This is a genomic window from Teichococcus vastitatis, from assembly GCF_003604215.1.
In the GTDB taxonomy this organism is placed as follows: Bacteria; Pseudomonadota; Alphaproteobacteria; order Acetobacterales; family Acetobacteraceae; genus Pseudoroseomonas; species Pseudoroseomonas vastitatis.
Genome location: NZ_QXGS01000021.1, coordinates 1 through 26,217 on the forward strand (window position 1 = coordinate 1; position 26,217 = coordinate 26,217).

The following is a 26,217-nucleotide window of genomic DNA, read 5'->3' on the forward strand; positions in this document are numbered from 1 at the left end:
GCGCACGCGCGTCGGAGCGGCCAGGCCATCGGCCAGGGCGAGCGCCCGGCGCAGCGCCGCCGGCACCGGGTCGCCTTCGACCGCCTCGTCCACGATGCCGTGGCGCAGGGCATCCTCCGCCGTGACCGGCTCGCCGCTGACCACCATGGCCACTGCCGTCGCGGCCCCCGCCAGCCGCGGCAGGCGCTGCGTGCCGCCGGCGCCGGGCAGCAGGCCCAGCTTCACCTCCGGCAGACCGAGCTTCGCACCGCTCGTGGCCACCCGCTCGTGGCAGGCCATTGCCAGCTCCAGCCCGCCGCCCAGCGCGGCGCCGTTGATCGCCGCCACCAGCGGCTTCGGGCACGCATCGAGGAGTTCGACCACCTCCGGCAGGGTCGGTGACACGGGCGGCTTGCCGAACTCGCTGATGTCGGCCCCGGCCACAAAGGTGCGCCCGCTCGCCGCCAGCACGATGGCCCGGATTCCGGAATCGGCGGCTGCCTGCTGCATGGCATCCGCGATGGCGGACCGGAGGGCGGCGCTCAGCGCGTTGACTGGCGGATTGGCGATCCGCAGCACCGCGACCGCGTTGTCCACCGTGACGCCGACCAGCATGCGCTGTTCCATGCCCGTTCCCTTCCTCCGCAGTGATTGGCCTTATTCCGCATTGCGGAATTGAGTTCTGCGATTATGCTCAGACCTATCGGTCCGCGGACGGCCTCGTCAAGCGCTGGCTTTGGAAAGTGCGGGAAAGGACAGGTCATGCGAACACGGGCGCCGCGGAATGACGCACCAGGTGGCGGCGATGCAGCAGCCGACCGGCAATTCATCGCCGTGCTGGCCCGTGGCCTGGACATCCTGCGTGCCTTCAGCGCCGAGGATCGCGTGCTGGGCAACCAGGAGCTGGCGGAGCGGACCGGGCTGCCCAAGGCCACCGTGTCCCGCCTCACCTATACCCTGACGCGGCTCGGCTGCCTCAGCTACCTGCCACGCTTCGCCAAGTACCAGCTGGCCATCGGGCTGGTGCCGCTGGGGCAGCTCGCCCTGGCGAACATGACCATTCGCCAGGTGGCCGCGCCGCTGATGCGGCATCTGGCGGAGGAAACCCAGGCCTCGGTGTCGCTCGGCAGCCGCGAAGGAGCCGCCATGCTCTACATCGAGCATTTCTCGCCGCGCACCGCCGTGGCGCTGCAACTGGGCGTCGGGTCCCGGCTGCCGCTGGGGCTGACGGCGATGGGCCGGGCCTATTACGCCGTCGCGCCGGCCGCCGAGCGGGCGGAGCTGGATGCGGTGCTGTCGCAGGCCGATCCTGACGCCTGGCCCGCCACGCGGGAAGGGCTGCGCAAGGCGACCGAGATGCATGCCGCGCTGGGCTTCACCGCCTCGATCGGCGAATGGAACCACACGGTGCATGCGGCAGGCGCGGCCTTCGCCCTGCCGAATGGCGGCGGCATTGTCGCGATGAACTGCGGCGCGCCCGCCTTCATGTTGAGCGGCGAGCGCATCCTGCAGGATATCGGCCCCAGGCTGGCCGCCGTGATGCGGCGGCTGCAGGCACTGGCCGGGCTCGGCCGCTGAACCGGGCTTTCCGGCCGAGGTTGCACGCTCAGCCGCCCGGAAAGACCGGCGTCCGCTTTTCCAGAAAGGCGCTGCTGCCTTCCAGGAAATCCTCCGAGGCGTAGAGCAGGCCCTGGGCATCCGCCTCCGCCTGCAGCAACTCGCCCAGCGTCCCGGTCGCGCGGTTCAGCAGCGTCTTCGCCATGGCGTTGGAAAGCGGCGAGCGCGTGGCGATCTGCCGGGCCATCGCCCGCGCCGCTTCCAGCGCGCCGCCGGCCGGCGCGAGCCGGTCCACCAGGCCGAGCGCCGCCGCTTCGGCGGCAGGCATCGCCTCGCCGAGCAGCATCACCATCTTCGACCGGCCGAGGCCGATGCGACGGGACAGGGTCCAGGCCGCGCCCAGATCCGGCACCAGCCCCACCTTGTTGAAGGAACAGGTGAAGGTCGCCGTTTCCGAGGCCACCACGATGTCGCAGGCAGCGGCCATGGAGATCCCGGCGCCCGCCGCATGCCCTTCGACCGCGGCGATCACCGGCTTCTCGCCTTCCACCAGCAGGCGAATCATCCGATGCCCCGCCATCATCCGGCGACGTCCCCCCATGGCGGTGGGGCGACCCATGCCGGAGATGTCGCCGCCGGCGCAGAAATGCCCGCCCTCCCCCGTCAGGATGATGACGCGGCATTCCGGGTCGGCGAGGCCGCGTTCCAGATGTTCGACCAGCGCGGCCCGCAACTCCATGGCCAGGGCGTTGCGGCGGCGCGGATAGCTGAGCGTCAGCTCCAGCACGCCGTCGCTGAGCCGGGCATGGGTGGTGGGCGGGGCGGCTTCCGGGCTGGCATCGGTCATCGTCGAGCTTCCTTCATGGGGGCGCCGCGCTGCGGCGCCGCTGTTGTGCCGGCTGTCAGAGGGCCGCGCCGGCGTCGCGATATTCCGCCGCAAGGCGGGCGCAGAGCGCGCCGGCGGGGGGCAGGTCGTCGATCGAGCCGACGCCCTGCCCGGCCGACCAGATGTTCTTCCAGGGCCGCTTCTCGTGCTCGGTGAGGTTGAGCGCCTCCTGCTCGGCCATCCGGTCGAGGTCCAGCCCGGCGGCCACCAGGCTCTGGCGCAGGAAATTGCCTTTCACCCCGCTGATGGCCGCGGTGTAGACGATGTCGCCGGCGCGGGCCTCCAGCACCATGCGCTTGTATTCCGGCGCGGCGAGGCTTTCCTGCGTGGCGATGAAGCGGGTACCGACATAAGCGAGGTCGGCGCCCATCAATCGCGCCGCAGCGACCTGGCGGCCATGCGCGATGCCGCCGCCAAGCAGCAGCGTGCCGGGAAACATGGCGCGGAGCTCGGGCAGGAAGGCGAAGGGGCTCAGGGTTCCCGCATGGCCGCCGGCACCGGCGCAGACGGCGATCAGGCCATCCACCCCGGCCTCGGCCGCCTTGGTGGCATGCCGCATGTTGATCACGTCGTGAAACACCAGCCCGCCATAGCCGTGCACGGCATCGACCACCTCGCGCACCGCGCCCAATGAGGTGATCACCAGCGGCACGCGATGCGCGACCGTAGCCTCCAGATCCGCCTGCAGGCGCTTGTTGCTGCGGTGGACGATCAGGTTCACGCCGAAGGGCGCCGCCTGCGGCAGCGCGGCCAGCCGGCCGGCGATCTCGTCGAGCCAGCCCACATAGCCCGCCGTGTCCCGCTGGTTCAGCGCCGGAAAGGTGCCCACCATGCCGGCGCGGCAGGTTTCCACCACCAGATCCGGCCCGGACACCAGGAACAGCGGCGCCGCGACGGCCGGCAATGCCAGACGGCCTTGGAGCATGGCGGGGATCGGCATCGGTTCGTGTCCTCCTGCGTCGGTCGCCGGCCGACATCGGGTTGCCCGGCGCACCCACGGTTCATCTTATTTCACGGGAAGAATACCATTCCCCATATTGAATGGCGACACTCGGCTCTCTAACCTGCCAGCTATGAGGGAGGAGATGACGGGGCCAAGCGCCGCATCATCCGGAAAACAGGAAGAACGATTTGCCGCAGACCGAAGCCGACGCCGCTTTGTCCGCTCTGCTCCATCCGCGCAGCGTGGCGGTGGTTGGTGCGTCGGATGATCCGAGCCGCATCGGCGGCCGGCCCATCGCGGCCATGCTGGAGCGCGGCTTCGGGGGACGCATCTTTCCGGTCAATCCGAAGCGCCCCAGCATCCAGGGCCTGCCGGCCTTCGCCGGCGTGGCCGATCTTCCGGAAACGCCCGATGCCGCCATCATCGCGGTGCCGCCCGCCGCGGCGGAGGCTGCGCTCCAGGACCTCGCGGAGCGCGGCACCAGGGCGGCCATCCTGTTCACCGCGGGCTTCGCCGAGATGGGCGCGGAGGGTGCTGCGGCGCAGGCGCGGCTGGTGGCCATCGCCCGCCGGCGCGGCATGCGGCTGCTCGGGCCCAACAGCCTCGGCCTGCTGAACACCGCGAACGGCTTCTATGGCACCTTCACCTCCTCGCTGGAGCGCGGCTACCCGGTGCCGGGGCCGATCGGCATCGCCAGCCAGTCCGGCGCCTATGGCATGCACCTGTTCAGCATGGCGCGCGACCTCGGGATGGGACTGTCCTGCAGCATCACCACCGGCAACGAGGCCGATCTGACGGTGGGCGACTTCATCGCCTGGATGGCGCAGGATCCGAACACCGAGGTGATCGCCGCCTATTCGGAGGGCATCCGCGACGGTGACCGCTTCCTGGCGGCGCTGGAGCTGGCGCGGCGCAACCGCAAGCCTGTGGTGATCATGAAGGTCGGCCGCAGCGCGCTGGGCCGCGCGGCGGCGCAATCGCACACCGCCTCCCTAGCCGGCGACGATGCGGTGACGGATGCGGTGCTCGGCGAGTTCGGCGTGGTGCGCGCCCGCACCACGGAGGAGCTGCTCGATATTGCCCGCCTGGCGACCCGCAAGATTTATCCGGTGGGCAACACACTGGGCGTGCTGACGGTCAGCGGCGGCGCCGGCGTGCTGGTGTCCGACGCGGCCGATGCCGCCGGGTTGCCGATGCCGCCGATGCCGGAGGCGGCGCAGGCCGCGCTGCACCGTGACCTGCCCTTTTGCGCGCCGCAGAACCCGGTGGATTGCACGGCGCAGGTGTTGAACGACCTGACCCTGGTGGGCCGCTTCGGCGAGGCGCTGCTGGGCGAGGGCGGCTATCGTTCGGCGCTGCTGTTCTTCACCCATGCCGGCGGCGCGCCCTCCATCACCCCGCGCCTGCGCGAGCAGCTGCGCACGCTGCGCAGCCGCTATCCCGACCGGCTGATGGTGTTGTGCGTGCTCGCCGATCCGCCGCAGATCCGGCAATTCGAGGATGACGGCTTCGCGGTGTTCGCCGATCCGTCGCGCGCCGTGGCGGCGATCCACGCCATGGGGCGTTTCGGCGAGGCCTTCGCCGCCGGCCCGGTCCAGGCGCCGACCCCCGGTCCCCTGCTCGAATGGCCGGACGCCACGCCGAGCGAGGCCGAGGCCAAGCGGCTGCTGGCGTCGGGCGGCATCGTCGCCGCGCCCGAACGGGCCTGCGCCAGCGCCGAGGAGGCAGCCGCCGCGGCCGCGTCGCTCGGCTTTCCCGTGGTGCTGAAGATCCTGTCGCGGGACATCCTGCACAAATCGGAGATCGGCGGCGTGCTGCTGGGCGTCCCGGACGCGGCGGCCGTGCGCGACGGCTTCGAATTGCTGATGCACCGCGCCGCGGAGGCGGCGCCGGCCGCGCGGTTGGAAGGCGTGCTGGTGGCGAAGCAGCTCTCGGGCGGCGTGGAATGCATCCTGGGCGTTCACCGCGACCCGGTGTTCGGCCCGGTCGCGCTGTTCGGGCTGGGCGGCATCTTCGTCGAGGTGCTGCGCGACGTGGCGCTGCGGCGCTGCCCGTTCGGCGAGGCAGAGGCGGAAGCGATGATCCGCTCGATCCGCGGCGCCCCGCTGCTTCAGGGCGCGCGCGGGCGGCCGCCGGCCGACATCCCGGCGCTGGCGCGGATGCTGTCGCGGCTGTCGCTGCTGGCGCATGCCGCGGGGCCGCGCCTCGCCTCCATCGACCTCAACCCGGTCTTCGCCATGCCTGCGGGCGAAGGCGCCTTCGCCGCCGACGCGGTGATCGAGATCGCGAAGGACGCGCCATGATCGATTACGACACCCTGCGCCACTTCCCCATCCCCGAGGTGCGGCAGCGCGTGACCCCGCGCGACGCGGTGTTCTACGCCCTGTCGGTCGGGCTGGGGCAGGACCCGATGGATGCGCGGCAGCTCGACTTCGTGGATGCCGACCGCGGGCTGCGCGTGATGCCTTCCATGGCGGTGGTGCTGGCGCATCCCGGCTTCTGGGCCGCCGACCCGGCCACCGGCATCGATGCCGTGAAGGTGGTGCATGGCGAGCAGACCATCACCCTGCATCACCCCCTGCCGGCGGAAGGCGAGATCATCGGCCGCACCCGCGTGACCGGCCTGGTCGACAAGGGCGAGGGCAAGGGCGCGCTGCTGTATTCCGAGAAGGAGCTGCGCGACGCCGCGACCGGCACGCTGCTGGCGGTGACCGGCAGCACCACCTTCCTACGCGGCGATGGCGGGTTCGGCGGCCCCTCCGGCCCGGTGAAGCCGGCCCATCCGGTGCCGGACACGGCGCCCGAGCTGACGCTCGACCTGCCGACGCGGCCGGAGCAGGCGCTGTATTACCGCCTGAATGGCGACAACAACCCGTTGCACGCCGATCCGGAGGTGGCGGCGCGGGCCGGCTTCCCGCGCCCGATCCTGCATGGGCTGTGCACCCTGGGCGTGGTGGCGCATGCGTTGCTGCGCGAGCTGGGCGACTACCGGCCGGACGCGATGAGGAGCCTGTCGCTGCGCTTCTCCTCCCCGGTGTTTCCGGGCGAAACCATTCGCACCGAGATCTGGCGCAACGGCGCCTTCCGCGCCCGGGTGGTGGAGCGCGACGTGGTGGTGGTGAACAACGGCCTAGCGGTGTTCGCATGAGCGCCGCGCTGGACAATGCCGAGCTGGCCGAGGCGGTGCGCATGCTGCGCGACAGCGCCGCCGGCCTCGCGTCCCGGGGCGGCGACCGCCGCCGGGTCCGCGCCCTGCGCTTCCAGCCACCCGGCTTTGATCCGGCCGTGCTCGCCGCCATGGCCGAGCAGGGCTGGATCGGCCTGCTGCTGCCCGAGCAGAAGGGCGGCGCCGGGCTGGGCATGACGGCGCTCTGCGCCCTGGCTGAGGAGCTGGGCGCCGCCCTGGCGCCGGAGCCGCTGGTGCCCGCCATGCTGTCGGGATCGCTGCTGGCCGCCGCCGGTGCCGACATGCCGCTGGAGCGGCTGGTGGCCGGCGAGGCGCTGGTGCTGGCGGCGTGGCAGGAAGCGCCATCCACCCTCGAGGCGCCCGGGACGCCGGGCGCGCCGCGCCTGTTTATTCCGCAGGCCGGCGGCGCCAGCGCCTTTCTGGTTCCGGTGCGGCAGGCCCAGGGGCTGGAACTGTGGCTGCAGCCGGCCGAGGGGGCCGCGCTGCAGCTGGAGAAAACCCAGGATGGTGGCTTCTTCGGCACGCTGAGGCCGGAAGGCGGTGCTCTTTTGGGCTCGATCGGCGAGGACGCCGTGGCCGACGCGCTGGAACAGGCGACGCTGGCCACCGCCGCCACGCTGCTGGGCGTCATGGATCAGGCCTTCGTCCTCACCCTCGACTACCTGCGCACGCGGCAACAATTCGGCCGGCCGATCGGCAGCTTCCAGGCGCTGCAGCACCGCGCCGCCGACCTGCAGATCCAGATCGCCCTGAGCCGCGCCAGCATCGCCGCCGCCGCCGCCCTGCTGGACGATGGCAGCACGTCCCGCGCGGCGCGACGGGCTGCCGTGTCGCGGGCCAAGGCGCGCGCCTCCGATGCGGCGCTGCTGGTGACGCGGCAGGCCATCCAGCTGCATGGCGGCATCGGCTACACGGATGAGGCGGATATCAGCCTTTATCTGCGCCGGGCCATGGTGCTGGCCAACCAGTTCGGCTCCGCCGCGCTGCACCGGCGCCGCTTCGCGGCGGAGGCCCATGACGACATGCTGGGGGAGGATGCGGCGTGACCGACCTGAACGCACTGAGCGACGAGGCCTTCCGGGCCGAGGTGCGCCGCTTCGTCGAAGCCGAATATCCCCCCGAGCTGCGGCATCCGCCGCACCGGCTGCACTGGGAGCAGGGCCGCCCCTGGTTCGACAAGCTACAGGCCCGTGGCTGGGTGGCACCCGGCTGGCCGCGCGAGCATGGCGGGCTCGGCCTCGATGCCGGCAAGCAGATCATCCTGATCGAGGAATATGAGCGACACGGCGTCGCCCGCCTGCCCGATCATGGCGTGATCATGCTGGGCCCCCTGCTGATCCGCTTCGGCACGCAGGAGCAGCAGGAGCGCTTCCTGCCGCGGATCCTGGCCGGCGAGGACATCTGGTGCCAGGGCTATTCCGAACCCGGCGCCGGCTCGGACCTCGCCTCCCTCCGCACCGAGGCGGTGCCGGGAACGGACCAGGAGGGCGACCATTACGTCGTCAACGGCCAGAAGATCTGGACCACGCTGGCCACCGATGCCAACTGGATCTTCTGCCTGGTGCGCACGGACAAGGGCGGCAAGAAGCAGGAGGGGATTTCCTTCCTGCTGATCGACATGCGGTCGCCCGGCGTTACGGTGCGGCCGATCATCAACCTCGCACGGCATGACGAGTTCTGCGAGGTGTTCTTCGACAATGTCCGCGTGCCGCGCGAGAACCTGGTGGGCGAGCCCAACAAGGGCTGGAGCATGGCCAAGGCGCTGCTCGGCTTCGAACGCATCTTCCTCGGCTCGCCGCGACAATCCGGCTATGCGCTGGCACGGCTGAAGCTGCTGGCCGAGCGGATGGGCGTGTTCGACGAGCCTGATTTCCAGGACCGCTACACCCGCCTCCGCATGGATCTGGACGATCACAAGGATCTCTACGAGACCTTTGTCGCCGTGCTGCGCCGGGGCGACACGCTGGGACCGGACGTGTCCATGCTGAAGCTCCACCAGGCCGAGCTGTTCCAGCGCATCACCGAACTGATGCTGGAGATCGCCGGCGAGAATGCCGGCCTGCTGGAGCCGATGGGCGGCAATCGCGACCTGCATCCGGCGGGTCAGTTCATCGAGGCGCGGCCGACCACGATCTATGGCGGCAGCTCGGAGGTCCAGCGCGGCATCCTGGCCAAGAACGTGCTGGGCCTGCCCGGTTGACCGCCGGCGAAGGGAATGGATCGATGACGATGCGCCTGCGCCGACGGACCTTGCTCGCGGCCGGCTCGCTGCTCCCCGCCGGGCCCGCCATCGCCGCGCAGCAGGGCGCCTGGCCACAGCGCAGCCTGCGGCTGGTGATCCCCTTCCCACCCGGCGGCACCACCGACCTGATGGGCCGCTTCCTGGCCGAGCGGCTTTCAGTGCGGCTCGGCCAGCCTGTGGTGGTGGAGAACCGCAGCGGTGCCGGCGGCAACATCGGCGCCGATGCCGTGGCCAAGGCGGAGCCGGACGGCTACAGCTTCCTGATGGCCTCGATCGGAACGGCAGCCATCAACTACGCTGCCTATGGCGCGCGCATGCCCTACCGGCCGCAGGATCTCGCTGCTGTCGGGCTGGTGACGCGGGTGGCCAACGTTCTGCTGGCAGCAAAGACGACGCCGATCGCCGACACGGCCGCGCTGATCGCCGCCGCCAAGCGCGAGCCGGGCCGGTTGAACTACGGCACGTCGGGGGCTGGCGGCAGCCCACACGCCTGCATGGAACTGCTGGCGACACGCGCCGGCATCCGGCTGCAGCACGTGCCCTATCGCGGCTCCGGCCCGATGCTGACCGAGCTGATCGGCGGCCGCATCGAGTTGGGGATGGACAACATGCCCTCGGCGATCGGCTTCATCCGGGACGGGCAGATCCGGCCCCTGGCGGTGACCAGCCGCGAGCGGTCCCCCGTGCTGCCCGAAACCCCGACGCTGCACGAAGCGGGTCTGACCGATTTCGACGCCGTGTCCTGGTTCGGCGTCCAGGCGCCGGCCGCGACTCCCCGGCCGGTGATCCTCCGCATGGGGCAGGAGATCGATGCCGTGGTGCGCGACCCGGCCTGGATGGCCCGGATGCGCGACTTCGCCGCCGAATTGCCGCGCCTCACCCCGGATGGCGGCACGACGCCGGAGGCATTCGCCGATTTCATTCAACAGGAGATCGCGCGCTGGGCCGAGGTTGCGCGGGTCAGCGGCATGAGCGTCGAGTGATGACGCAGCAGAACAGAAGGAGGCACGACGCTTGAGCATCCGAGGCAAGGCCTGCATCGTCGGAGCCTATGAGCATCCGGCGCGCAAGGCGGAGAACAAGAGCACCGCGCAATTGCATGCGGAGGTGGCGCTCGGCGCACTGCGTGACGCCGGGTTGAGCCGCGCCGACGTGGACGGCTATTTCTGCGCCGGTGACGCGCCCGGCATGGGCCCGCTCAGCATGGTCGACTACATCGGGCTGGATCGGCTGCGGCACGTCGACTCCACCGATGTGGGCGGCAGCTCCTACCTGCTGCACGTGGCGCATGCGGCCGAGGCGATCGCGCTGGGCAAGTGCAACGTGGCGCTGATCACCCTCGCCGGGCGCCCGCGCTCCGAGGGCATGGCCACTGGCACCGCGCCGCGGGCCGGCAACCCGGCGCAGCCGGACGTCCAGTTCGAATATCCCTACGGCGCGGCGGTGGCCAACATGTACGCGCTCTGCGCCCGGCGGCACATGCATGAGTTCGGCACCACCTCCGAGCAGCTCGCCTGGATCAAGGTGGCCGCCAGCCATCACGCCCAGCACAATGAGCACGCCATGCTGCGCAAGCTGGTCACGGTGGAGGAGGTGGTGAACTCCCCCATGGTGGCCGATCCGCTGCACCGGCTGGATTGCTGCGTGATCAGCGATGGCGGCGGCGCGCTGGTGGTGACCCGGCCGGAGATCGCCCGTACGCTGAAGCGCCCGGTGGTGTCGGTGCGCGGCGCCGGCGAGGCGGTGAAGCACCAGATGGGCGGGCAGCTCGACCTCACCTACACCGGTGCCCGCTTCTCCGGCGCCCGGGCCTTCGAGGAAGCCGGGGTGACACCGGCCGACATCAAATATGCCAGCATCTACGACAGCTTCACCATTACCGTGCTGCTGCAGCTGGAGGACCTCGGCTTCTGCGAGAAGGGCCAGGGCGGCCGCTTCGTGGCCGATGGCAACCTGATCTCGGGAACCGGCAAGCTGCCCTTCAACACCGATGGCGGCGGGCTGTGCAACAATCATCCGGCCAATCGCGGCGGCATCACCAAGGTGATCGAAGCGGTGCGGCAGCTGCGGGGTGAGGCGCATCCGGCCGTGCAGGTGCCGAACTGCGACCTGGCGCTGGCGCATGGCACAGGCGGATCGCTCGGCACCCGCCACGGCAGCGCGACGCTTGTGCTGGAACGGGAGTAATCGATCATGAGCGAGAAGCTTGCCCCCCGCACGCCGCCGGCGCCGACGCCCGATCCCTCTACCCGCGCCTTCTGGGAGGCGGCGCGTGAAGGCCGCCTGCTGATCGGCCGCAACACCAAGACCGGCAAGGTCCACTACCCGCCGCGCCCGGTCTGCCCGTTCGATGACGAGGGCGAGGTGGAATTCGTCGCCGCCAGTGGCCGCGGCACGATCTACAGCTACAGCCACATGCATGCCAAGACGCCCTACGTCATCGCCTATGTGGAGCTGGCGGAAGGACCGCGGATGATGACCAACATCGTCGACTGCGACCCTGCCGCGCTGCGAGTGGGCCTGCCGGTCCGGCTGGTCTTCGTGCCCAGCGAGGACCCGGCCCAGCCCATTCCCATGTTCACCCCCGCCGAGGAGAAGTCCGACCATGCCCATGCTTGATGGAAAGGTCGCGATCGTCACCGGCGCGGGCGGCGGGATCGGGCGCGAGATCGCGCTGGCCATGGCGCTGGCCGGCGCCAAGGTGGTGATCAACGACATCGGCGCATCGCTCACCGGCCTGGGCGAAACCTCCGCCACGCCGGGGGAGCAGACCAAGGCGATCATCGAGCAGCGCGGCGGGCAGGCCGTGGTCAACACCGACAGCGTGGCGGAGTGGGATTCGGCGCGCCGCATCGTCGCCAGCGCCATCGACGCCTTCGGCCGCATCGACATCGTGGTCAACAATGCCGGCATCCTGCGCGACCAGATCTTCCACAAGATGACACCGGAGGAATGGCGCGCCGTCATCGACGTGCATCTCAACGGCAGCTTCTATGTCTCCCGCGCTGCGGCCGAGCACTTCCGGGCGCAGTCCTCCGGTGCCTATGTGCACATGACCTCGACCTCGGGTCTGATCGGCAATTTCGGGCAGGCGAACTACTCGGCTGCGAAGCTCGGAATCGTCGCCCTGTCGAAATCCATTGCCCTCGACATGCAGCGCTTCGGCATCCGCTCCAACTGCATCGCGCCCTTCGCCTGGAGCCGGATGACCAGCTCCATCCCGGCGGAGACGCCGGAGCAGCAGGCGCGGGTGGAGAAGCTGAAGCGGATGACACCGGAGAAGAACGCGCCGCTGGCGGTGTTCCTGGCGAGCGACCAGGCGAAGGACATCAGCGGCCAGGTCTTCGCCGCGCGCAACAACGAGATCTTCCTGATGACGCAGTCCCGCCCGGCGCGCAGCGCGCACCGCGGCGAGGGCTGGACGCCGGAGCTGATCGCCGAGCATGCCATGCCGGCCTTGCGCTCGGGCTTCATGCCGCTGGACCGCAGCGGCGAGGTCTTCTCCTGGGATCCTGTCTGACGCGACCTGACGAATGGCGCCCGACGGGGGCGCCATCCGCTCAGCCGATGTCCATCTGCAGTCCTTCGCGACGCACCACATTGCCCCATTTCTCGGTTTCGGCGCGCACAAAGGCAGCGTACTGGGCCGGCGTACCATAGGCCGGGACGCCACCCATTTCGGCGAAGCGCTGCTGCGTCTCGGGGCGGTCCAGCAACGCCTTGATGGCCGCGTTCAGAGCCTGCACCGCCGCCCCCGGCGTGCCGGCGGGAAGAAACGCGCCGAACCAGGTGCTGACATCATATTCCGCCAGCTCCGGCATGGTTTCCCGCAGCGCCGGCAGGTCAGGCAGCTGGGCATTGCGGTCGGCGCTGGTGACGCCGAGGGCGCGCACCTTGCCGGCGCGGATCTGCTCAACGGCGGTGGTAAGATTGTCCACCGCGAATTCCACATCCCCCCCCATCAAGGCCAGCATGGCGGGACCGGCGCCGCGGAAATGCACCGCGGTCGCCTGCGTTCCCGTGAGCTGCTGCAGCCAGACCGCGGCCAGATGCCCGGACTGGCCGGGTCCGGAGGTGCAGTAGTTGAGCCGCCCGTTCTTCTCCTTTAGGTAGCGGATGAATTCCGGCATGGTGCGCACCGGCACGGATGGGTGCAGCATCAGGACGTTTGGCCCGCGGATCATGTTGGAAACCGGGATCAGCTGCTGCGGCTGGTAGGGCAGGTTCCGGAACAGTGAATAGGCGATCGCCTGCGGGCCGATGTTGCCGACAAGGATCGTATGGCCGTCGGGCCTGGCGCGCACCGCCTCCGCCGTGCCGAGGGTGCCGCCCGCACCCGACCGGTTGTCCACCACCGCAGGCTGACCCCAGCGTTCCTGCAGCACCGGCGCAAGCATCCGGCCCATGATGTCGGTGGTGCCGGCCGCCGCAGCCGGCACGATGATGCGGACCGTTTGGGTGGCCCGCCAGGCGTCCTCGGCCCGCGCGAGCCTGGGCAGAACCATCCCGCCGAGGGCCAGCGCACCACCTCGCAGCACGATACGGCGATGTGTCGATGTCATGCCATCGTCCTCCCTCCTGGCCGGGCCTTTGCGGCCGGTCCGAAGGCGCGATGGTGCGTCAGGAACGCTGCGATGTCATGGCAATTCCGTGCCGGCCGCCCAGCCCGGCGGCGCGGCGAACAGCGCGCGGCTCGTCAGCCCTGCCATTTCGGCAAGATCCCTGCCCAGCACGGGAAAGGTCGCGGGATCATGCTGTGCCGCGATAGTGACGCCGCTGAGGCCGAAGCGTGGCTTTCCGGCCGCGTCGGTGATCAGCGCGGCAACCGTGACGATGCCGCGGTAGAGATGCCCGTCATCCATGCTCCAGCCCACCTCGCGCGCCGCACGCACCTCCGTCAGGTACGTCTCGAAGCTGGGCGATGCCTGCCAGCGCAGTTGCCCGAAGCGACGCCGGAGCTCCGCCTCCGGCAGGTCGAGCACGGCGGCGATGCAGCGGCCGACGGCGCCCACCAGCATCGGCAGCCGGATGCCGATCGACATCTCGACACGAACGCCATCCGGGTTGTGCGCGCGATCGGCCAGCACGATGTGCCCGTCCTCGGTGACGCGCCACAGGGCGATCAGCATGCCGTGTTTCATGGCCAGGCGGCGCAGCTCGGGCCGGATCAGTTCTGTGTGGCTCATGCCGAAGAAGCGCGTGGCCAGCTCGGCGACGGCGAGGCCGAGCGTGTATGTCTTGCCGGCCTCCTCGAAGGACACGAAATGGGTCCGCGTCAGGGTGCGCAGGATGTTGAAGCAGGTGCTGGCGCTGATGCCGGTGCCGCGCGCGATGGCGGCGACCCCGAGCGGCCGCGCCGCGGCGGCGAGGTGCCGCAGGATGGCGACGGCGTTGACCACGGCCCCGACATCCCGGCCATGGCCGGCCAGGCGTTCCGCGCCGGGTTCCGGCATCCCCAGGGTTCTGCTGTCCATCGGCCGCATGTTAGGGCGGCGTGGCCCGGCGCGGCAATGTGGCGGCGGGTTATCCCGGCAGCGCCAGCCCGGGCTCCAGCCACGGCATGGCCAGCAGGCGGCCGGTATGGGACAGGGTGACGAAGGCGGTGCGCAGGTCGGAACCACCGAAGCAGATGTTGGTCGGCATCCGCTCGTCGCAGCGCACCACGTCCAGGATCCGCCCGTCGGGCGAGACCGTGGTAATCTCCCCGGCCACCAGCGTCGCCACGCAGATATTGCCCGCGGCGGTCACGGCCAGGCTGTCCAGGCGGCGGAAGCCCGGGAACTGGCAGAGCATCCGGCCGCCATGCGGGCTCGGCCAAGGTTCCTTGCGCAGACGGCCCGGGCCGAGGATGTCAAAGGCCCAGAGCCGTCCCGTCTCGGTTTCCGCGACGTACAGGATGCGCCTGTCGGGCGAGAGCCCGATGCCGTTGGCGCCGCCGGGAAACGGGTGCGCGGCTTCCACGATGCGGCTGCCATCCAGGGTGATCCAGTAGACCGAGCCGTGGTCGCGGTCGCGCGCGCGGCTCTTGCCGTAGTCGCTGACCCAGGCGCCGCCCTGCCCGTCCAGCACGATGTCGTTCGGGCCGCGCAGAATGCGGCCGTCGCAGGAATCGTAGAGCCGCGTGACCGTGCCGGTCGTGGGATCGATGCGTTCGATCCAGCCGCCCGCGTAATCCGGCGGGGCGCCGTGCGGCCGCAGCCGTCCCTCCTCCTCGATCCATTCGAAGCCGCCATTGTTGCAACAATACAGCAGGCCATCCGATCCCAGCGCCAGTCCGTTGGGACCGCCGCCGGGACGGGCGAGGATGCTTCTGGTGCCGTCCGGGGTCACGGCGATGATGCGGCCGGCCTCGATCTCGGTCAGCGCCACACGGCCATCCGGCAGCATCACCGGCGCTTCCGGAAAACGCAGCCCGTCGGCGAGGATGCGTGCCCCCGCCAGCTCCGCGGCATCACGGCCCTCCGGTGTCATGCGTGTCATGGTTCTTCTTCCTCCTGCTTGTCAGCGGCCGGCCCGGCGGGCGATCTCCCACGCGCGCTCCGCCATGCCGCGGTAGCGTTCGCGGTAGCCGATGGCCCGCGGGTCGGCGGCGTTGCCATCCAGTGCACGGCGCCACACTCCCGCGACGATGGAGGCCAGCCGGAACATCGAGAAAACAATGAACACGTCGAGGTTCGGCGGAACGGGACGGCCGGCTTCCCGGCAATAAGCGGCGACGAAGCCGCTTTCCGTGGGAATGCCGGCGAGCTCCGCCTCGGAGCCCAGGACGCCGGTCAGGCCGCTCGGGCCGGGCGCCATGTGATAAGTGAGGCAGGCATAGGCGAGATCCGCCAGCGGATGTCCGAGCGTTGCCAGTTCCCAGTCCAGCACAGCCACGATGCGCGGCTCCTGAGGATGCAGGATGACGTTGCCGAGCCGGTAATCGCCATGCGCGAGGGCGATCTCCTCCTCGGCGGGCAGATGCGCGGCGAGCCACGTGGCGGTGTGGTCCATGGCCGGCATGTCCTCGACCTTCACCGCCTCCCATTGCCGCGTCCAGCGCTGGACCTGGCGGTCCATGTAGCGGCCGGGCCGGGCGAACTCGGCCAGCCCCGCCGCGCGCCAGTCGACGCGATGCAGCGCGGCCAGCACGCGCGCCAGGTCGGCGTAGACGGCCTCGCGCTCCCGCGGCGCCGCGGCCCGCAGGACCCTGTCGGGAAAGATCCGCCCAGGCACGTGATCCATGATGAAGAAGGGCGTGCCGATCACCGCCGCGTCCTCGCACAACAGCCGCGCCGCCGGCACGGGAACCTCGCTGCCGGCCAGCCCGCGCATCACCTGGAATTCGCGTTCCACCGCATGGGCCGAGGGCAGTAGCTTGCCGGGCGGCTTCTTGCGCAACACGTAGTCGGCGTCCGGCGTGTGCAGGTGGAAGGTCGGGTTGGATTGCCCGCCCTGGAACTGCCGCACCACCGGCGGGCCGGCGGCGAAGCCCGGCAGCCGTTCCGCGAGGTAGCGCGTCAGGGCGGCCTCGTCGAAGCGATGGTTCTCGAGCACCGGCACCAGCACCGGCACGCCGTCCGCCGCGGCAACGCTTCCCGTCATCGCCTCAATCCTCCTGCGGCAAGGGCGGGCCGGCCATCACGCCGCCGTCGATCACGATGGTCTGCCCGGTCATGAAGCGCCCGGCCGGGGCGGCCAGGAACACCGCGGCCCCGGCGATCTCGTCCGGCTCGCCGATGCGCTGCAGCGGCGTGTCGCGCATGCGCTTGCGGTAGGTCACGGGGTCCTCCCACAACGCGCGGGCGAAGTCGGTCCGCACCAGCCCCGGCGCGATGCAGTTGGCCCGGATGTTGCGCGGACCCCATTCCACGGCGAGGTTGCGCACCAATTGCATGTCCGCCGCCTTGGAGATGCCGTAGGCCCCCAGCACCGCCGAGCCGCGCAGCCCGCCGATGGAGGAGACCACGATCACCGAGCCGGAGCCGCGTTCCGCCATGCCCGGCAGCACCATCTGCGCCAGCCAGAGGTTGGAGCGGATGTTGGAGGCCATGATCTTGTCGAACGCCTCGTCCGGGATGTCCTGCGACGGGCCGAAATGCGGGTTCACGGCTGCGTTGCACACGATGCAGTCGATGCGGCCCCACCGCGCCAGGGTGGCGTCCACCAGCGCCTGCAAGTCGTCCTTGCGGCCGATGTTACAGGGTTGCGCGAAGGCTTGGCCGCCGCGCGTGGCGATGCCGGCCACCACGGCCTCGCACGCTTCCTGCTTGCGCGAGGACACGGCAACACGCGCGCCATGCTCCGCCATGCGTTCCGCGATGGCGCGGCCGATGCCGCGCGAGGCGCCGGTGACGATCGCCACCTGCCCCGACAGATCGAACAGCGCGCCGGTCACGCCATCGCCTCGCCGGGGGCGTTGCGCGGCGGGCGGTGCTTGTTCAGCTCCATGCGGCCAAGCTGGAAGCGGTGCACCTCGTCGGGCCCGTCGACGATGCGCAGGGTGCGGGCGATCTTGAACATGTAGGCGAGGCCGAAATCCTCGGTGACGCCGGCACCGCCATGCGCCTGGATGGCCCAGTCGATCACCTGGCAGGCCATCTCCGGCGCCGCCACCTTGATCTCGGCGATCTCGGCGCGCGCCACCTTGTTGCCCACGGTGTCCATCCGCCAGGCGGCGTGCAGCGTCAGCAGCCGGGTCTGGTCGATCAGGATGCGCGAACGCGCGATCCGGTCGATGATGACGCCCTGATCGGCCAGCGGCTTGCCGAAGGGGCGGCGCTCCAGCGTTCGCCGGCACATCATCTCCAGCGCCCGCTCGGCCAGGCCGATGGCCCGCATGCAGTGGTGGATGCGGCCCGGGCCGAGGCGCCCCTGCGCGATCTCGAATCCGCGCCCCTCGCCCAGCAGGATGTTCTCCGCCGGCACGCGCACATCCTCGAATTCCAGCTCGGCATGGCCGTGCGGCGCATCGTCGAAGCCGAACACCGGCAGCATGCGCTTGATGGTCAGGCCCGGCGTGTCGCGCGGTACCAGGATCATCGATTGCTGCTTGTGCTTCTCCGCTTCCGGGTCCGTCTTGCCCATCACGATGAAGATGGCGCAGCGCGGATCGCCGGCACCGGAGGACCACCATTTCCGCCCGTTGATCACGTAGTGGTCGCCACGCCGCTCGATCCGGGTGCGGATGTTGGTGGCGTCGGAGGAGGCGACGTCCGGCTCGGTCATGGCGAAGCAGGAGCGGATCTCGCCTTCCAGCAAGGGCCGCAGCCAGCGCGCTTTGTGGTCTTCCGTGCCGTAGCGTTCCAGCGTTTCCATGTTGCCGGTGTCCGGCGCGGAACAGTTGAACACCTCGCTCGACCACGGCACGCGCCCCATGATCTCGGCCAGCGGGGCGTATTCCAGGTTGGTCAGCCCGGCGCCGTGCGTCGAGGCCGGCAGGAACAGGTTCCACAATCCGGCTTCACGGGCCTTGGGCTTCAGGGCTTCCGTGATCGGCACCGGCTGCCAGCGATCCGTCATCGCCGCCTGCTGCGCATGATGCAGGGGATCGTTGGGCAGGATGTGCTCATCCATGAATTCCTGCAGCCGGCGCCGCAGATCCTGCACCTTGTCCGAGTGATTGAAGTCCATGCGCCTGCATCCTCCTTGTGGTCGGGCCTTGTGCCCTGGCCGGCCTTTCGCCCAGTCTGCCGCGTCATGCCCCTGATGGGCAGTACCTGTTGAGCAGCAAAAACCGGGAGAACGGGCGCCATGAAAGCCATCCTGTGCCGCGAATACGGTCCGCCATCCGCATTGCGCGTCGAATCGGTGCCGGAGCCGCATGCCGGCCCAGGGCAGCTGCTGCTGCGCGTGGAAGCCTGCGGCGTCAACTTCCCGGACACGTTGATCATCGAGGGCAAGTATCAGCAGAAGCCGCCGATGCCGTTTATCCCGGGCGGCGAGGTGTGCGGCGTGGTGACGGCGCTGGGCGAAGGCGTCAGCGGTCCGGCGCCGGGCACGCGCGTGGCCGCCGTGATCACCCATGGCGGCTTCGCGGAAGCCGTGGCGGTGGATGCCGGCAAGGCAGTGCCCGTGCCCGACGGCGTCGAGCCGGAGCAGGCGGCGGCGCTCGGCCTCGCCTACGGCACGGTGCTGCACGCGCTGGAGGATCGCGGCGCGCTGGTGGCCGGCGAGACGCTGCTGGTGCTGGGCGCCGCGGGCGGCGTCGGCATGGCGGCGATCCAGATCGGCAAGCTGCTGGGCGCCAGGGTGATCGCTGCCGCCTCCTCCGAGCAGAAGCTGGAAGCATGCCGCGCCGTCGGCGCCGATGCGCTGGTGAACTACAGCGCCGAGGGCTGGCGCGATCGGCTGAAGGAACTCACCGGCGGCGAGGGTCCCGACGTGATCTTCGATCCTGTTGGCGGGCCCTACACCGAACCGGCCCTGCGCTCCATCGCGTGGCGCGGGCGCTTCCTGGTGGTGGGCTTCGCCGCCGGCGAGATCCCGCGCATCCCGCTGAACCTGGCGCTGCTGAAAAATTGCGCCATCACCGGCGTGTTCTATGGCGGCTTCACCCGCCGCGAGCCGGATCGGAACCGCGCGCTGCTCACCCGGCTCTATGGCTGGGTGGCGGAAGGGCGGCTGCGCCCGGCCATCTCGGAGCGCTTCCCGCTGGAACAGGCCGCGGCGGCGCTGGAGATGCTGGCCGGCCGCCAGGCAACCGGCAAGCTCGTGCTGCTCACCCATCCGAGGCCGGCGCCTCCGCATCCAGGCTGATCAGCGCGTCCACCGCGATCTGCCGCGTGCCGGCGCAGATCACCGGATTGACGTCGATCTCGGTGATGTGGCCGGCATGGTCGGCGGCCAGTTCCGAAACGCGCCGCACGATGCCGACCAGGGTGTCGAGGTCGGCGGCCGGCAGGTTGCGGAAGCCGGACAACAGCGGCGCGCCCTTCAGGCGGTCCAGCATGGCCCGTGCCTCGGCTGCGCCGACCGGTGCCAGGGCCACGGCGCTGTCGCGCAGCAATTCCACCAGCACGCCGCCGAGCCCCACTAAAACGGTCGGGCCAAACAGCGGGTCGCGCCGGGCACCGACGACGATCTCGATGCCCCGGGGCACCATGGGCTGCACCAGAACACCGTTGACCGGCGCATCCGGCGCGGCGCGGCCGGCATTCGCCATTACCTCCGCGAAGGCCGCGCGCACCGCCGCCGCGTCGGGCAGATCGAGGCGGATCACCCCAGCCTCCGTCTTGTGCGGCAGGGCGGGGCTCTCGACCTTCAGCACCACCGGGTAGCCGGTGGCCTCGGCCGCCCGGACGGCGGCTTCCGCATCGGTGGCCAGCACTTCCTGCACCACGGGAACGCCGTAGGCGGCGAGCACGGCCTTGGCCTCGCGCTCGGTTAGCACCGAACCGCGGGCCTGGGCCAGCAGCCGGGCCGCCTCTTCCCGCGCCCCGGGAGGCGACAGCCGTGCCGGGGTTTCCTCCGGCAGCGGCGCGGAGGCCCGGGCCTGCCACGCGGCGATGGCGGCCATGCAGCGGTCCATGGAGCGGAACAGCGCCACCCGCTCCGTCGCTTCGGCTTCCCGCGCGCCGGGGCCTTCCAGCCATTGGCTGGTCCAGACCACGCAGCCCACCTTGCCGTGCCGCGCCGCCAGCTCATCGAGCAGCCGGAAGCGCGGCGTTGCCACGTCATAGGCGAAACCGTTCGGCAGCAGCAGCGCGCCATAAGCCGGATCGGCCAGCAGGGCGGCCATGCAGTCGCGCAGTGATCCGGGGTCGGTCAGTACCTGGGCGGTGACGTCGCACGGGTTGCGCGCCGAGCCGAATTCCGGGATGCGCGCCGCCAGCACCGCCTGCGCCTCGGGGCCGGGCTGCGGCAGCGGCACCCCATGCGGTTCGGCCCGGTCCGCCGCCATGATGGCGGCGCCGCCCGAGGTGGACAGCACAGCCACGCCCGGCGCCTTCGGCGTGCCGGCCTTGCCCAGGAAACTGGCCAGCTCCAGCAGCCCCTCATAGCTTTCGCACAGCACCATGCCGGCGCGGGAGAAGGCGGCGCGGTAGACCTCCTGGGCGCCGGCCAGCGAGCCGGTGTGCGACATGGCCGCCTGCGCGCCCTGCTCCCCGGTGCCGAGTTTGTGCACCACCACCGGCTTGTTGTTCCGGCGGGCGATGCCGGCAGCCTCGATCAGCCGCTGCGGCTCGGCCATGCCTTCGAACAGCAGGGCGATGGCGGAGCAGTTCGGGTCCTCGGCCAGGGCGGCCACCAGGTCGGCTACGTCGATGTCGCCGGAATTGCCGCAGGTCAGCACCCGCCCGATCTGCGCCCCCGCCTCCACCGCCTGCGCCAGCGCGAAGCCCAGATTGCCCGACTGGCTGACGATGCCGAGGGCGGGCCGTGCTGGCGGCGCCGCCGGGCGCGGAATGGCGACGAAGCTGATCTCGGCCCGCCGCGCGTAGTCGGTCAGGCCGATGCAGTTCGGGCCCAGCAGCCGAACGCCGCCGGCCCTGGCTTCCGCCGCCAGCTGCGCTTGCAAAGCGATTCGATCCGGCCGGCCGGTTTCGGCGAAGCCCGCGGCGTAGAGCACCAGGGCGCCCACCTCGGCGGCGGCGCAGTCGCGCACTACCTGGAGGGCCGCCTCCATCGGCGTCGCCGCCACCACGAGGTCCGGCACTTCCGGCAGGGCGGCGATGGAAGCATGGCAGGGACGCTCGCCCAGCCGGTCGTAGCGCGGGTTCACCAGATGCAGGCGGCCAGTGAAATCCGCCAGATTGGCCACCGTGCGCTCGCCGAAGGCGCCGGCGCGGGCGGATGCGCCGATCACGGCGATGCTGCGCGGCTCCAGCAGGGGCAAGAGGTCGGCACGGCGGTACAGCGCGCGGCGAGCCGGGGCGGGATCGGGATGCTCGGTCATGACTGGGTCGCGGTTCTCGTCTCGGAAAGGGGGATGGGCGGCGCGCGGCGGGCCAGCACGCGGCGCAGCAGGCCGTCCAGCCCGCCCGGCAGCAGCGCCAGGGCGACCACCAGCGCGCCGCCGAGGATGATGGCGTTGATGTCGCCGCCGAAGGACAGGAAGCGTTCCTGCCCGATCACCAGGGCAGTGCCGAGCAGCGGCCCGAACAGCCGCCGGCGGCCGACCAGCACCACCGCCGTCAGCATCAGCACCAGGAAATAGGTCTCGAACAGGTCCGGCCCGACATAGGCGCGCTGGTACGCGTAGAGCCAGCCGGCCGCCGCGCTGAACGGCGCCGACAGCACGAAGACCTGCAGCCGCACCCGCCGCACGTCGATGCCCGACATGGTGGCGAGGCGCGGGTTGAGGTGCACCATCATCGCCATGGCACCGAGCCGCGAGCGGCGGAACTGCCGCACCGCGTACAGCGTCAGCAGCATCAGCAGGAAGGCCAGGGGCCAGAGCTGCGCGTCGTTGACGGCGGTGAGCCGCAGCGGGCCCGCCGACAGGTCCAGCGTCGGGATGCCCGACACCCCGTCGGAGCCGCCAAGCAGGTTCCAGTTATGGGCGATGGCGGCCGCAACCACCGTGGCCGCGTAGGTCACCAGGGAAAACACGAATTCGCGCAGCGCCAGGGTGACGATGCCGAGCGCCAGGGCGATCAGCAACCCCGCCAGCAGCGCGCCGGCGAGCGTCACCCAGCCGCCGGCGCCGAGCCGCGTCGCCAGCAGGCCCGTCGCGTAGGCCCCCGCGGCGAAGAACACGGTGTGCGCCAGGCTGACCTCGCCCAGGTCGGACACCACAATGTCGAGGCCGTAGGCGGCGACGGCCAGGATGGCAATCACGGTGAAGGCGCCGTGCAGCCCGCCGAGCCAGCCGGGCAGCAGAAAGATCACGATCGCCGCCACCAAGGCGGCGAGCGGTGCGGGCCAGGAGCGCATCAGCGTCCTCCTGCGCGCAGGGCTAGGCCGCTCGGGCGCAGCACCAGCACAACGATCAGCACGCCGAACGCCGCCGTGGTGGCATAGGCGGGCGAAACGAAGCCGCCGAACAGGGCGGTGAACACGCCGAGCCCGAGCCCGGCCAGGTAGCTGCCGCTGACCGAGCCGATGCCGCCCAGCACCACCACCACGAAGGTGACGATCACCTCCTCGAAGCCGATGCTGGTCAGGATCGGCGTGCGCGGCGCCACCAGCGCGGCGGCCAGCGCCACGGCCGCGCCCTCGAAGGCGAACACCGCGAAGTAGACGCGGCTGACATTGATCCCGGCGAGCTGCGCCAGCTTCGGGTCCTCCGCCACCATGCGCGCGGTGCGGCCCAGCGTGCCGCGCTCCAGCCCGAAATGCAGCAGGGCGAAGGCGGCGATGCTGACTAGGATCACCGCCAGGTCCTGCGCCGTGACCCAGGCGCCGGCGATCTCGAAGTCGATGTAGCTGAGCGGCGTTTCCAGCACCTGCGGCTGGCCGCCGAACACCAGCCCGGCGATGCCGCGCATCATGTGGCCGAAGCCCAGCGTCACGATCATGATGGCAACCAGATCCTGCCGGAAGGTCAGGCGCAGCATGGCCGCCTGCATCACCAGCCCGATCAGCACCCCGGCCAGCATGGCCACCAGGATGGCCAGGGGATAGGGCAGGCCGAGCCCGGCCACGGCCCACCAGGTGACGAAGGCGGCCAGCATGTAGATCTGGCCATGGCCGAAATTGACCAGCCGGGCGACGCCGAGCAGCACCGTCCAGCCCACCGCGATCAACGCATAGGCATGGCCCAGCACGATGCCGTTGATCAGTTGCTGCACGAGGTTCATGCGGCGGCCTCCCCGAGATAGGCTTCCAGGATGCGCGGGTCGTCCCGCATGGCGGCCACCGGCCCCTGGGCCAGGATGCGGCCGCGCTCCAGCAGCACCAGCCGGTCCACCACGGCGATGGCGGCGCGCACATTCTGCTCCACCAGCAGCACCGACAGGTCCGGCCCGACCAGGCCGCGCACCGTTCGCAGCACATCGGCCACCAGGCGCGGCGCCAGGCCGATGGATGGCTCGTCCAGCAGCAGCGCGCGCGGGCCGAGGCGCAGCGCGCGGGCGACCGCCAGCATCTGCCGCTCGCCGCCCGACAAGGCCGATGCGGCGTGGTGCTGCCGCTCCGCCAGCCGGGGAAACAGGGCGTGGATCGCCGCCGCGTCATGCGGCCGGCCGCGCGTGCCGGACAACGGGCGCGCGGCCGCGAGGTTCTCGGCCACGGAAAGCCGCATGAACACCGCGCCTCCCTCGGGCACCAGCGCGAGGCCGCGCGCCACGCGACGGTGCGGCGGCAGGGCGCCGATCTCCTCCCCATCCAGCCGCACGCTGCCGCTGACGGCGGGGGCGCCGCGCGACCAGCCGAGCAAGGCGTTCACCAGGGTCGACTTGCCGGCCCCGTTGGCGCCGACCACGCCCACCAGCTCCCCCGGCGCGATGGCGAGGTGCGGAATGTCCAGCGCCACATGCCCGCCATAGGCGACGCGCAGCTCGCGCGCTTCCAGCACCGGCACCGCCGCATTCATGCCGCCTGCCCCAGATAGGCTTCGCGCACCCGCGGATCGGCCTGGATCTCCGCTGGTCGCCCGGTGGCCAGCGGACGCCCCTGCTCCAGAACTAGGATGCGGTCGGCAACCGACATCACCAGGTCCATGTGGTGCTCGATCAGCACCAGTGCGACGCCCTCGGCGCGCAACCGGCGCAGCAGGGTGGCGAGCTGCGCCATATCGGCGCCGCCGAGGCCGGCGGCCGGCTCGTCCAGCATCAGCACGCGGGCGCCGCGGCCGAAAGCCAGTGCGATGGAGAGCATGCGCTGGCTGCCATACGGGATGTTGGGAGGCCGCAGCGCGTGCAGCTCGCGCGGCACGCCGAAGCGTTCCAGCACCTCCACCGCCTCGTTCTGCAGGGCGGCGCGACGCGACGCCTCGCGCCAGGGCAGCAGCAGACTCGGCAGCAGGCCGGTGCCGGCCTCGCGCGCCAGCACCGCCACCATATTGTCACGCACGCTCAGGGTGGCGAAGAAGGCGTTTTGCTGAAAGGCCCGCTTCAGCCCGAGGGCGGCGAGGCCGTGCGGCGGCAGGTCCGTCACATCCCGCTCTTCCAGCCAGACCCGCCCGCTGCGCGTCGCCAGGTGCGTGGTGGCGTCATAGCAGGTGCTCTTGCCGGCGCCGTTCGGCCCGATGATGCCCAGGATCTCGCCGGGCGATACCTGCCAGCTGACGTCCTGCAGCGCCACCAGCGCGCCGTAGCGCACGCCGAGCCCTTCCACCCGCAGGGCGGGCGGCGGCGGCGCGGCGTTCGTCACGTGCGCACCTCGATCCGCCCTTCGCGCACGGTGAAGAGCTGGTGCCGGGTCGACAATTGCCCGTCGGTGCCGAAATTCACCTCGCCCATTACCGTGCCGGCGAAGCGGCCGCCGCGGATGCGCGTGGCGATCTTCTCCCGCTCCAGCGTCTTCAGCTCGTTCGCCGCCAGCGCCCAGACCTGCAGCGCCGTGGCGCCCAACGCCATGAACTTGTCCGGCGTGTACTGGATCTTCTCCTCGGCACGACGCACGAAATCCTGGTTCACCGGGTTGGACACGAACGGCTCGACCTTGGGGAAGTAGATGTCGGCACCGACGATGCCGTTCGCCGCCTCCCCCGCCACCTGGATCACGCTGGGGGCCACGGTGCCCACCGCCGTCACCAGCTCGCCGCGCAGCCGCATCTGCCGTGCCTGGCGCAGCAGCGCCGGCAGGCCGGAGCCCTCATTGGCGTTGATGGCGATGATTGCATCGGCGTTGGCCGAGCGGATGTTGGTCAGCGCCACGCGGAAATCCGCCTGCGCAAAGGGAAACCGCTCCTCCCCCACCTTGGTGTAGTCGTGGCCGATGTTCTTCAGCTCGCCCTCGATCGAGGCCTGCGCGCCGTTGCCATAGGCATCATTCTGGGTGAGGAACGCGATGCGCTTCGCCCCCGAGGCCTTCAGGTGCTCGGCGATCACTCGGCCATCCTGCGCGTTGGAGGAATTCAGCCGGATCGCCAGCGGGTTGCCGCCGCCGCTCAGGATCTGGTCGGCCTTGGAAATGGCCGTGATGTCCAGCACGCCGGCGCGGGCCAGCACCGTCTGCAGCGCCAGCGTCACCGGGCTGTTCCAACCCTCGATCACCACCGAAACGCCCTCAGCCACCAGCTCGCTGGCGCGGCTGACGCCGACAGCGGGGGTGGATTCATCGTCGCGCCGCACCACCTGCACCATTCTGCCCAGCACACCGCCGGCATCATTGACCATGGCGGCGGCGACCTCGATGGCCTCGCACACATGCTGCCCCTGCACAGCGGCGCCGCCGGAGAGCGGAAACAGCGCGCCGACCTTCACCGGATCGGCGGCGCGGGCCAGGCGCGGCGTGGCCAGCCCCAGCGCACCGGCGGCGGACAGCATCAGGAAGCCCTTGCGTGACAGGGTCATGGAAACCTCCTCCAAAGCCGCCATGTCTTCATGGTCGGCGCG

25 protein-coding genes are annotated in these 26,217 nt (G+C 70.8%); 10 read left to right on the forward strand and 15 right to left on the reverse strand.

The window, feature by feature from the left end; genetic code table 11:
* On the reverse strand, positions 1-606 hold a 606-nt coding region (locus tag D2K64_RS17210), incomplete at its 3' end, for an enoyl-CoA hydratase-related protein (RefSeq protein ID WP_238384255.1).
* 135 nt (positions 607-741) lie between these two features.
* Here D2K64_RS17210 and D2K64_RS17215 point away from each other — a divergent pair.
* Complete coding sequence (locus D2K64_RS17215; RefSeq protein WP_120009626.1) at positions 742-1,557, forward strand: IclR family transcriptional regulator; 816 nt, start codon at positions 742-744, stop codon at positions 1,555-1,557.
* A 28-nt stretch (positions 1,558-1,585) separates the two neighbouring features.
* Here the strand turns inward: D2K64_RS17215 and D2K64_RS17220 are convergent, their stop codons facing one another.
* Together D2K64_RS17220 and D2K64_RS17225 are read right to left on the reverse strand one after the other, a co-directional pair.
* Complete coding sequence (locus D2K64_RS17220) at positions 1,586-2,383, reverse strand: enoyl-CoA hydratase/isomerase family protein (RefSeq protein ID WP_120009627.1); 798 nt, start codon at positions 2,381-2,383, stop codon at positions 1,586-1,588.
* Between the two features lie 55 nt (positions 2,384-2,438).
* Positions 2,439-3,362 carry an NAD(P)H-dependent flavin oxidoreductase gene (locus D2K64_RS17225; protein ID WP_120009628.1) on the reverse strand — a complete coding sequence of 308 codons (924 nt, stop codon included), beginning with the start codon at positions 3,360-3,362 and terminating at the stop codon, positions 2,439-2,441.
* A gap of 191 nt (positions 3,363-3,553) precedes the next feature.
* Here D2K64_RS17225 and D2K64_RS17230 point away from each other — a divergent pair, with 191 nt between their 5' ends.
* From D2K64_RS17230 to D2K64_RS17265, 8 genes are read left to right on the forward strand one after another with little or no spacing between them, the layout of a single operon-like run.
* Positions 3,554-5,668: an acetate--CoA ligase family protein gene (locus D2K64_RS17230; RefSeq protein ID WP_120009629.1), complete on the forward strand. Its 2,115-nt coding sequence runs from the start codon at positions 3,554-3,556 to the stop codon at positions 5,666-5,668.
* Entirely contained in the window at positions 5,665-6,513 is an 849-nt protein-coding gene (locus tag D2K64_RS17235; RefSeq protein WP_120009630.1) for a MaoC/PaaZ C-terminal domain-containing protein, read from the forward strand. The genes D2K64_RS17230 and D2K64_RS17235 overlap by 4 nt, the downstream gene beginning before the upstream one ends.
* The gene (locus D2K64_RS17240) at positions 6,510-7,598 is read left to right on the forward strand and encodes an acyl-CoA dehydrogenase family protein (protein WP_120009631.1); all 1,089 of its coding nucleotides are present in this window, start codon (positions 6,510-6,512) and stop codon (positions 7,596-7,598) included. The genes D2K64_RS17235 and D2K64_RS17240 overlap by 4 nt, the downstream gene beginning before the upstream one ends.
* On the forward strand, positions 7,595-8,752 hold the full coding sequence (locus D2K64_RS17245; RefSeq protein WP_120009632.1) for an acyl-CoA dehydrogenase family protein: 1,158 nt from the start codon (positions 7,595-7,597) through the stop codon (positions 8,750-8,752). Before D2K64_RS17240 ends, D2K64_RS17245 begins: the two co-directional genes overlap by 4 nt.
* A 23-nt stretch (positions 8,753-8,775) precedes the next feature.
* Complete coding sequence (locus tag D2K64_RS17250) at positions 8,776-9,777, forward strand: Bug family tripartite tricarboxylate transporter substrate binding protein (RefSeq protein ID WP_120009633.1); 1,002 nt, start codon at positions 8,776-8,778, stop codon at positions 9,775-9,777.
* 31 nt (positions 9,778-9,808) lie between these two features.
* Positions 9,809-10,981: a thiolase domain-containing protein gene (locus D2K64_RS17255; RefSeq protein ID WP_120009634.1), complete on the forward strand. Its 1,173-nt coding sequence runs from the start codon at positions 9,809-9,811 to the stop codon at positions 10,979-10,981.
* 6 nt (positions 10,982-10,987) lie between these two features.
* Positions 10,988-11,413 carry a Zn-ribbon domain-containing OB-fold protein gene (locus D2K64_RS17260; RefSeq protein WP_120009635.1) on the forward strand — a complete coding sequence of 142 codons (426 nt, stop codon included), beginning with the start codon at positions 10,988-10,990 and terminating at the stop codon, positions 11,411-11,413.
* Positions 11,400-12,314: an SDR family oxidoreductase gene (locus D2K64_RS17265; RefSeq protein WP_120009636.1), complete on the forward strand. Its 915-nt coding sequence runs from the start codon at positions 11,400-11,402 to the stop codon at positions 12,312-12,314. Before D2K64_RS17260 ends, D2K64_RS17265 begins: the two co-directional genes overlap by 14 nt.
* A 40-nt stretch (positions 12,315-12,354) precedes the next feature.
* Here the strand turns inward: D2K64_RS17265 and D2K64_RS17270 are convergent, their stop codons facing one another.
* From D2K64_RS17270 to D2K64_RS17295, 6 genes are all read right to left on the reverse strand, one after another.
* The gene (locus D2K64_RS17270) at positions 12,355-13,356 is read right to left on the reverse strand and encodes a Bug family tripartite tricarboxylate transporter substrate binding protein (RefSeq protein WP_120009637.1); all 1,002 of its coding nucleotides are present in this window, start codon (positions 13,354-13,356) and stop codon (positions 12,355-12,357) included.
* Positions 13,357-13,431: 75 nt separating this feature from the next.
* On the reverse strand, positions 13,432-14,268 hold the full coding sequence (locus D2K64_RS17275) for an IclR family transcriptional regulator (RefSeq protein ID WP_238384256.1): 837 nt from the start codon (positions 14,266-14,268) through the stop codon (positions 13,432-13,434).
* Positions 14,269-14,317: 49 nt separating this feature from the next.
* Entirely contained in the window at positions 14,318-15,274 is a 957-nt protein-coding gene (locus D2K64_RS17280; protein WP_238384257.1) for an SMP-30/gluconolactonase/LRE family protein, read from the reverse strand.
* A gap of 21 nt (positions 15,275-15,295) precedes the next feature.
* Entirely contained in the window at positions 15,296-16,378 is a 1,083-nt protein-coding gene (locus tag D2K64_RS17285) for a phosphotransferase (RefSeq protein ID WP_120009639.1), read from the reverse strand.
* Positions 16,379-16,382: 4 nt separating this feature from the next.
* Complete coding sequence (locus D2K64_RS17290; RefSeq protein ID WP_120009640.1) at positions 16,383-17,171, reverse strand: SDR family NAD(P)-dependent oxidoreductase; 789 nt, start codon at positions 17,169-17,171, stop codon at positions 16,383-16,385.
* Entirely contained in the window at positions 17,168-18,406 is a 1,239-nt protein-coding gene (locus D2K64_RS17295) for an acyl-CoA dehydrogenase family protein (RefSeq protein ID WP_120009641.1), read from the reverse strand. Before D2K64_RS17295 ends, D2K64_RS17290 begins: the two co-directional genes overlap by 4 nt.
* Before the next feature lie 120 nt (positions 18,407-18,526).
* Between D2K64_RS17295 and D2K64_RS17300 the strand changes: the two genes are divergently transcribed.
* Positions 18,527-19,531 (forward strand): NADPH:quinone oxidoreductase family protein, encoded by a 1,005-nt coding sequence (locus D2K64_RS17300; RefSeq protein WP_120009642.1) that lies wholly within the window; start codon positions 18,527-18,529, stop codon positions 19,529-19,531.
* On the opposite strand, the gene D2K64_RS17305 is transcribed toward D2K64_RS17300, so the two are convergent.
* Genes D2K64_RS17305 through D2K64_RS17330 form a run of 6 tightly spaced genes read right to left on the reverse strand, consistent with a single transcriptional unit; the run spans position 19,494 to position 26,175 of the window.
* Positions 19,494-21,671 (reverse strand): acetate--CoA ligase family protein, encoded by a 2,178-nt coding sequence (locus D2K64_RS17305; protein WP_120009643.1) that lies wholly within the window; start codon positions 21,669-21,671, stop codon positions 19,494-19,496. The two genes, D2K64_RS17300 and D2K64_RS17305, sit on opposite strands and share 38 nt — an antisense overlap.
* Complete coding sequence (locus D2K64_RS17310) at positions 21,668-22,651, reverse strand: branched-chain amino acid ABC transporter permease (RefSeq protein ID WP_120009644.1); 984 nt, start codon at positions 22,649-22,651, stop codon at positions 21,668-21,670. Before D2K64_RS17310 ends, D2K64_RS17305 begins: the two co-directional genes overlap by 4 nt.
* Complete coding sequence (locus D2K64_RS17315; protein WP_120009645.1) at positions 22,651-23,517, reverse strand: branched-chain amino acid ABC transporter permease; 867 nt, start codon at positions 23,515-23,517, stop codon at positions 22,651-22,653. The genes D2K64_RS17310 and D2K64_RS17315 overlap by 1 nt, the downstream gene beginning before the upstream one ends.
* Positions 23,514-24,251 (reverse strand): ABC transporter ATP-binding protein, encoded by a 738-nt coding sequence (locus D2K64_RS17320; protein WP_120009646.1) that lies wholly within the window; start codon positions 24,249-24,251, stop codon positions 23,514-23,516. Before D2K64_RS17320 ends, D2K64_RS17315 begins: the two co-directional genes overlap by 4 nt.
* Positions 24,248-25,030 (reverse strand): ABC transporter ATP-binding protein, encoded by a 783-nt coding sequence (locus D2K64_RS17325; protein WP_120009647.1) that lies wholly within the window; start codon positions 25,028-25,030, stop codon positions 24,248-24,250. The genes D2K64_RS17320 and D2K64_RS17325 overlap by 4 nt, the downstream gene beginning before the upstream one ends.
* A complete protein-coding gene (locus tag D2K64_RS17330) occupies positions 25,027-26,175 on the reverse strand; it encodes an ABC transporter substrate-binding protein (protein WP_202910723.1) in 1,149 nt (382 codons plus the stop codon). Before D2K64_RS17330 ends, D2K64_RS17325 begins: the two co-directional genes overlap by 4 nt.
* Positions 26,176-26,217 lie beyond the last annotated feature (42 nt).

Bases quoted from the DNA above. Each gene is read 5' to 3' on its own strand.
- D2K64_RS17225 (WP_120009628.1), bottom strand. From the start codon at position 3,362: ATGCCGATCCCCGCCATGCTCCAAGGCCGTCTGGCATTGCCGGCCGTC.
- D2K64_RS17305 (WP_120009643.1), bottom strand. From the start codon at position 21,671: ATGACCGAGCATCCCGATCCCGCCCCGGCTCGCCGCGCGCTGTACCGC.
- D2K64_RS17320 (WP_120009646.1), bottom strand. From the start codon at position 24,251: ATGAATGCGGCGGTGCCGGTGCTGGAAGCGCGCGAGCTGCGCGTCGCC.
- D2K64_RS17315 (WP_120009645.1), bottom strand. From the start codon at position 23,517: ATGAACCTCGTGCAGCAACTGATCAACGGCATCGTGCTGGGCCATGCC.
- D2K64_RS17215 (WP_120009626.1), top strand. From the start codon at position 742: ATGCGAACACGGGCGCCGCGGAATGACGCACCAGGTGGCGGCGATGCA.
- D2K64_RS17330 (WP_202910723.1), bottom strand. From the start codon at position 26,175: ATGACCCTGTCACGCAAGGGCTTCCTGATGCTGTCCGCCGCCGGTGCG.
- D2K64_RS17310 (WP_120009644.1), bottom strand. From the start codon at position 22,651: ATGCGCTCCTGGCCCGCACCGCTCGCCGCCTTGGTGGCGGCGATCGTG.
- D2K64_RS17250 (WP_120009633.1), top strand. From the start codon at position 8,776: ATGACGATGCGCCTGCGCCGACGGACCTTGCTCGCGGCCGGCTCGCTG.
- D2K64_RS17240 (WP_120009631.1), top strand. From the start codon at position 6,510: ATGAGCGCCGCGCTGGACAATGCCGAGCTGGCCGAGGCGGTGCGCATG.
- D2K64_RS17285 (WP_120009639.1), bottom strand. From the start codon at position 16,378: ATGACGGGAAGCGTTGCCGCGGCGGACGGCGTGCCGGTGCTGGTGCCG.
- D2K64_RS17220 (WP_120009627.1), bottom strand. From the start codon at position 2,383: ATGACCGATGCCAGCCCGGAAGCCGCCCCGCCCACCACCCATGCCCGG.
- D2K64_RS17280 (WP_238384257.1), bottom strand. From the start codon at position 15,274: ATGACACGCATGACACCGGAGGGCCGTGATGCCGCGGAGCTGGCGGGG.
- D2K64_RS17275 (WP_238384256.1), bottom strand. From the start codon at position 14,268: ATGGACAGCAGAACCCTGGGGATGCCGGAACCCGGCGCGGAACGCCTG.
- D2K64_RS17265 (WP_120009636.1), top strand. From the start codon at position 11,400: ATGCCCATGCTTGATGGAAAGGTCGCGATCGTCACCGGCGCGGGCGGC.
- D2K64_RS17270 (WP_120009637.1), bottom strand. From the start codon at position 13,356: ATGACATCGACACATCGCCGTATCGTGCTGCGAGGTGGTGCGCTGGCC.
- D2K64_RS17295 (WP_120009641.1), bottom strand. From the start codon at position 18,406: ATGGACTTCAATCACTCGGACAAGGTGCAGGATCTGCGGCGCCGGCTG.
- D2K64_RS17260 (WP_120009635.1), top strand. From the start codon at position 10,988: ATGAGCGAGAAGCTTGCCCCCCGCACGCCGCCGGCGCCGACGCCCGAT.
- D2K64_RS17235 (WP_120009630.1), top strand. From the start codon at position 5,665: ATGATCGATTACGACACCCTGCGCCACTTCCCCATCCCCGAGGTGCGG.
- D2K64_RS17300 (WP_120009642.1), top strand. From the start codon at position 18,527: ATGAAAGCCATCCTGTGCCGCGAATACGGTCCGCCATCCGCATTGCGC.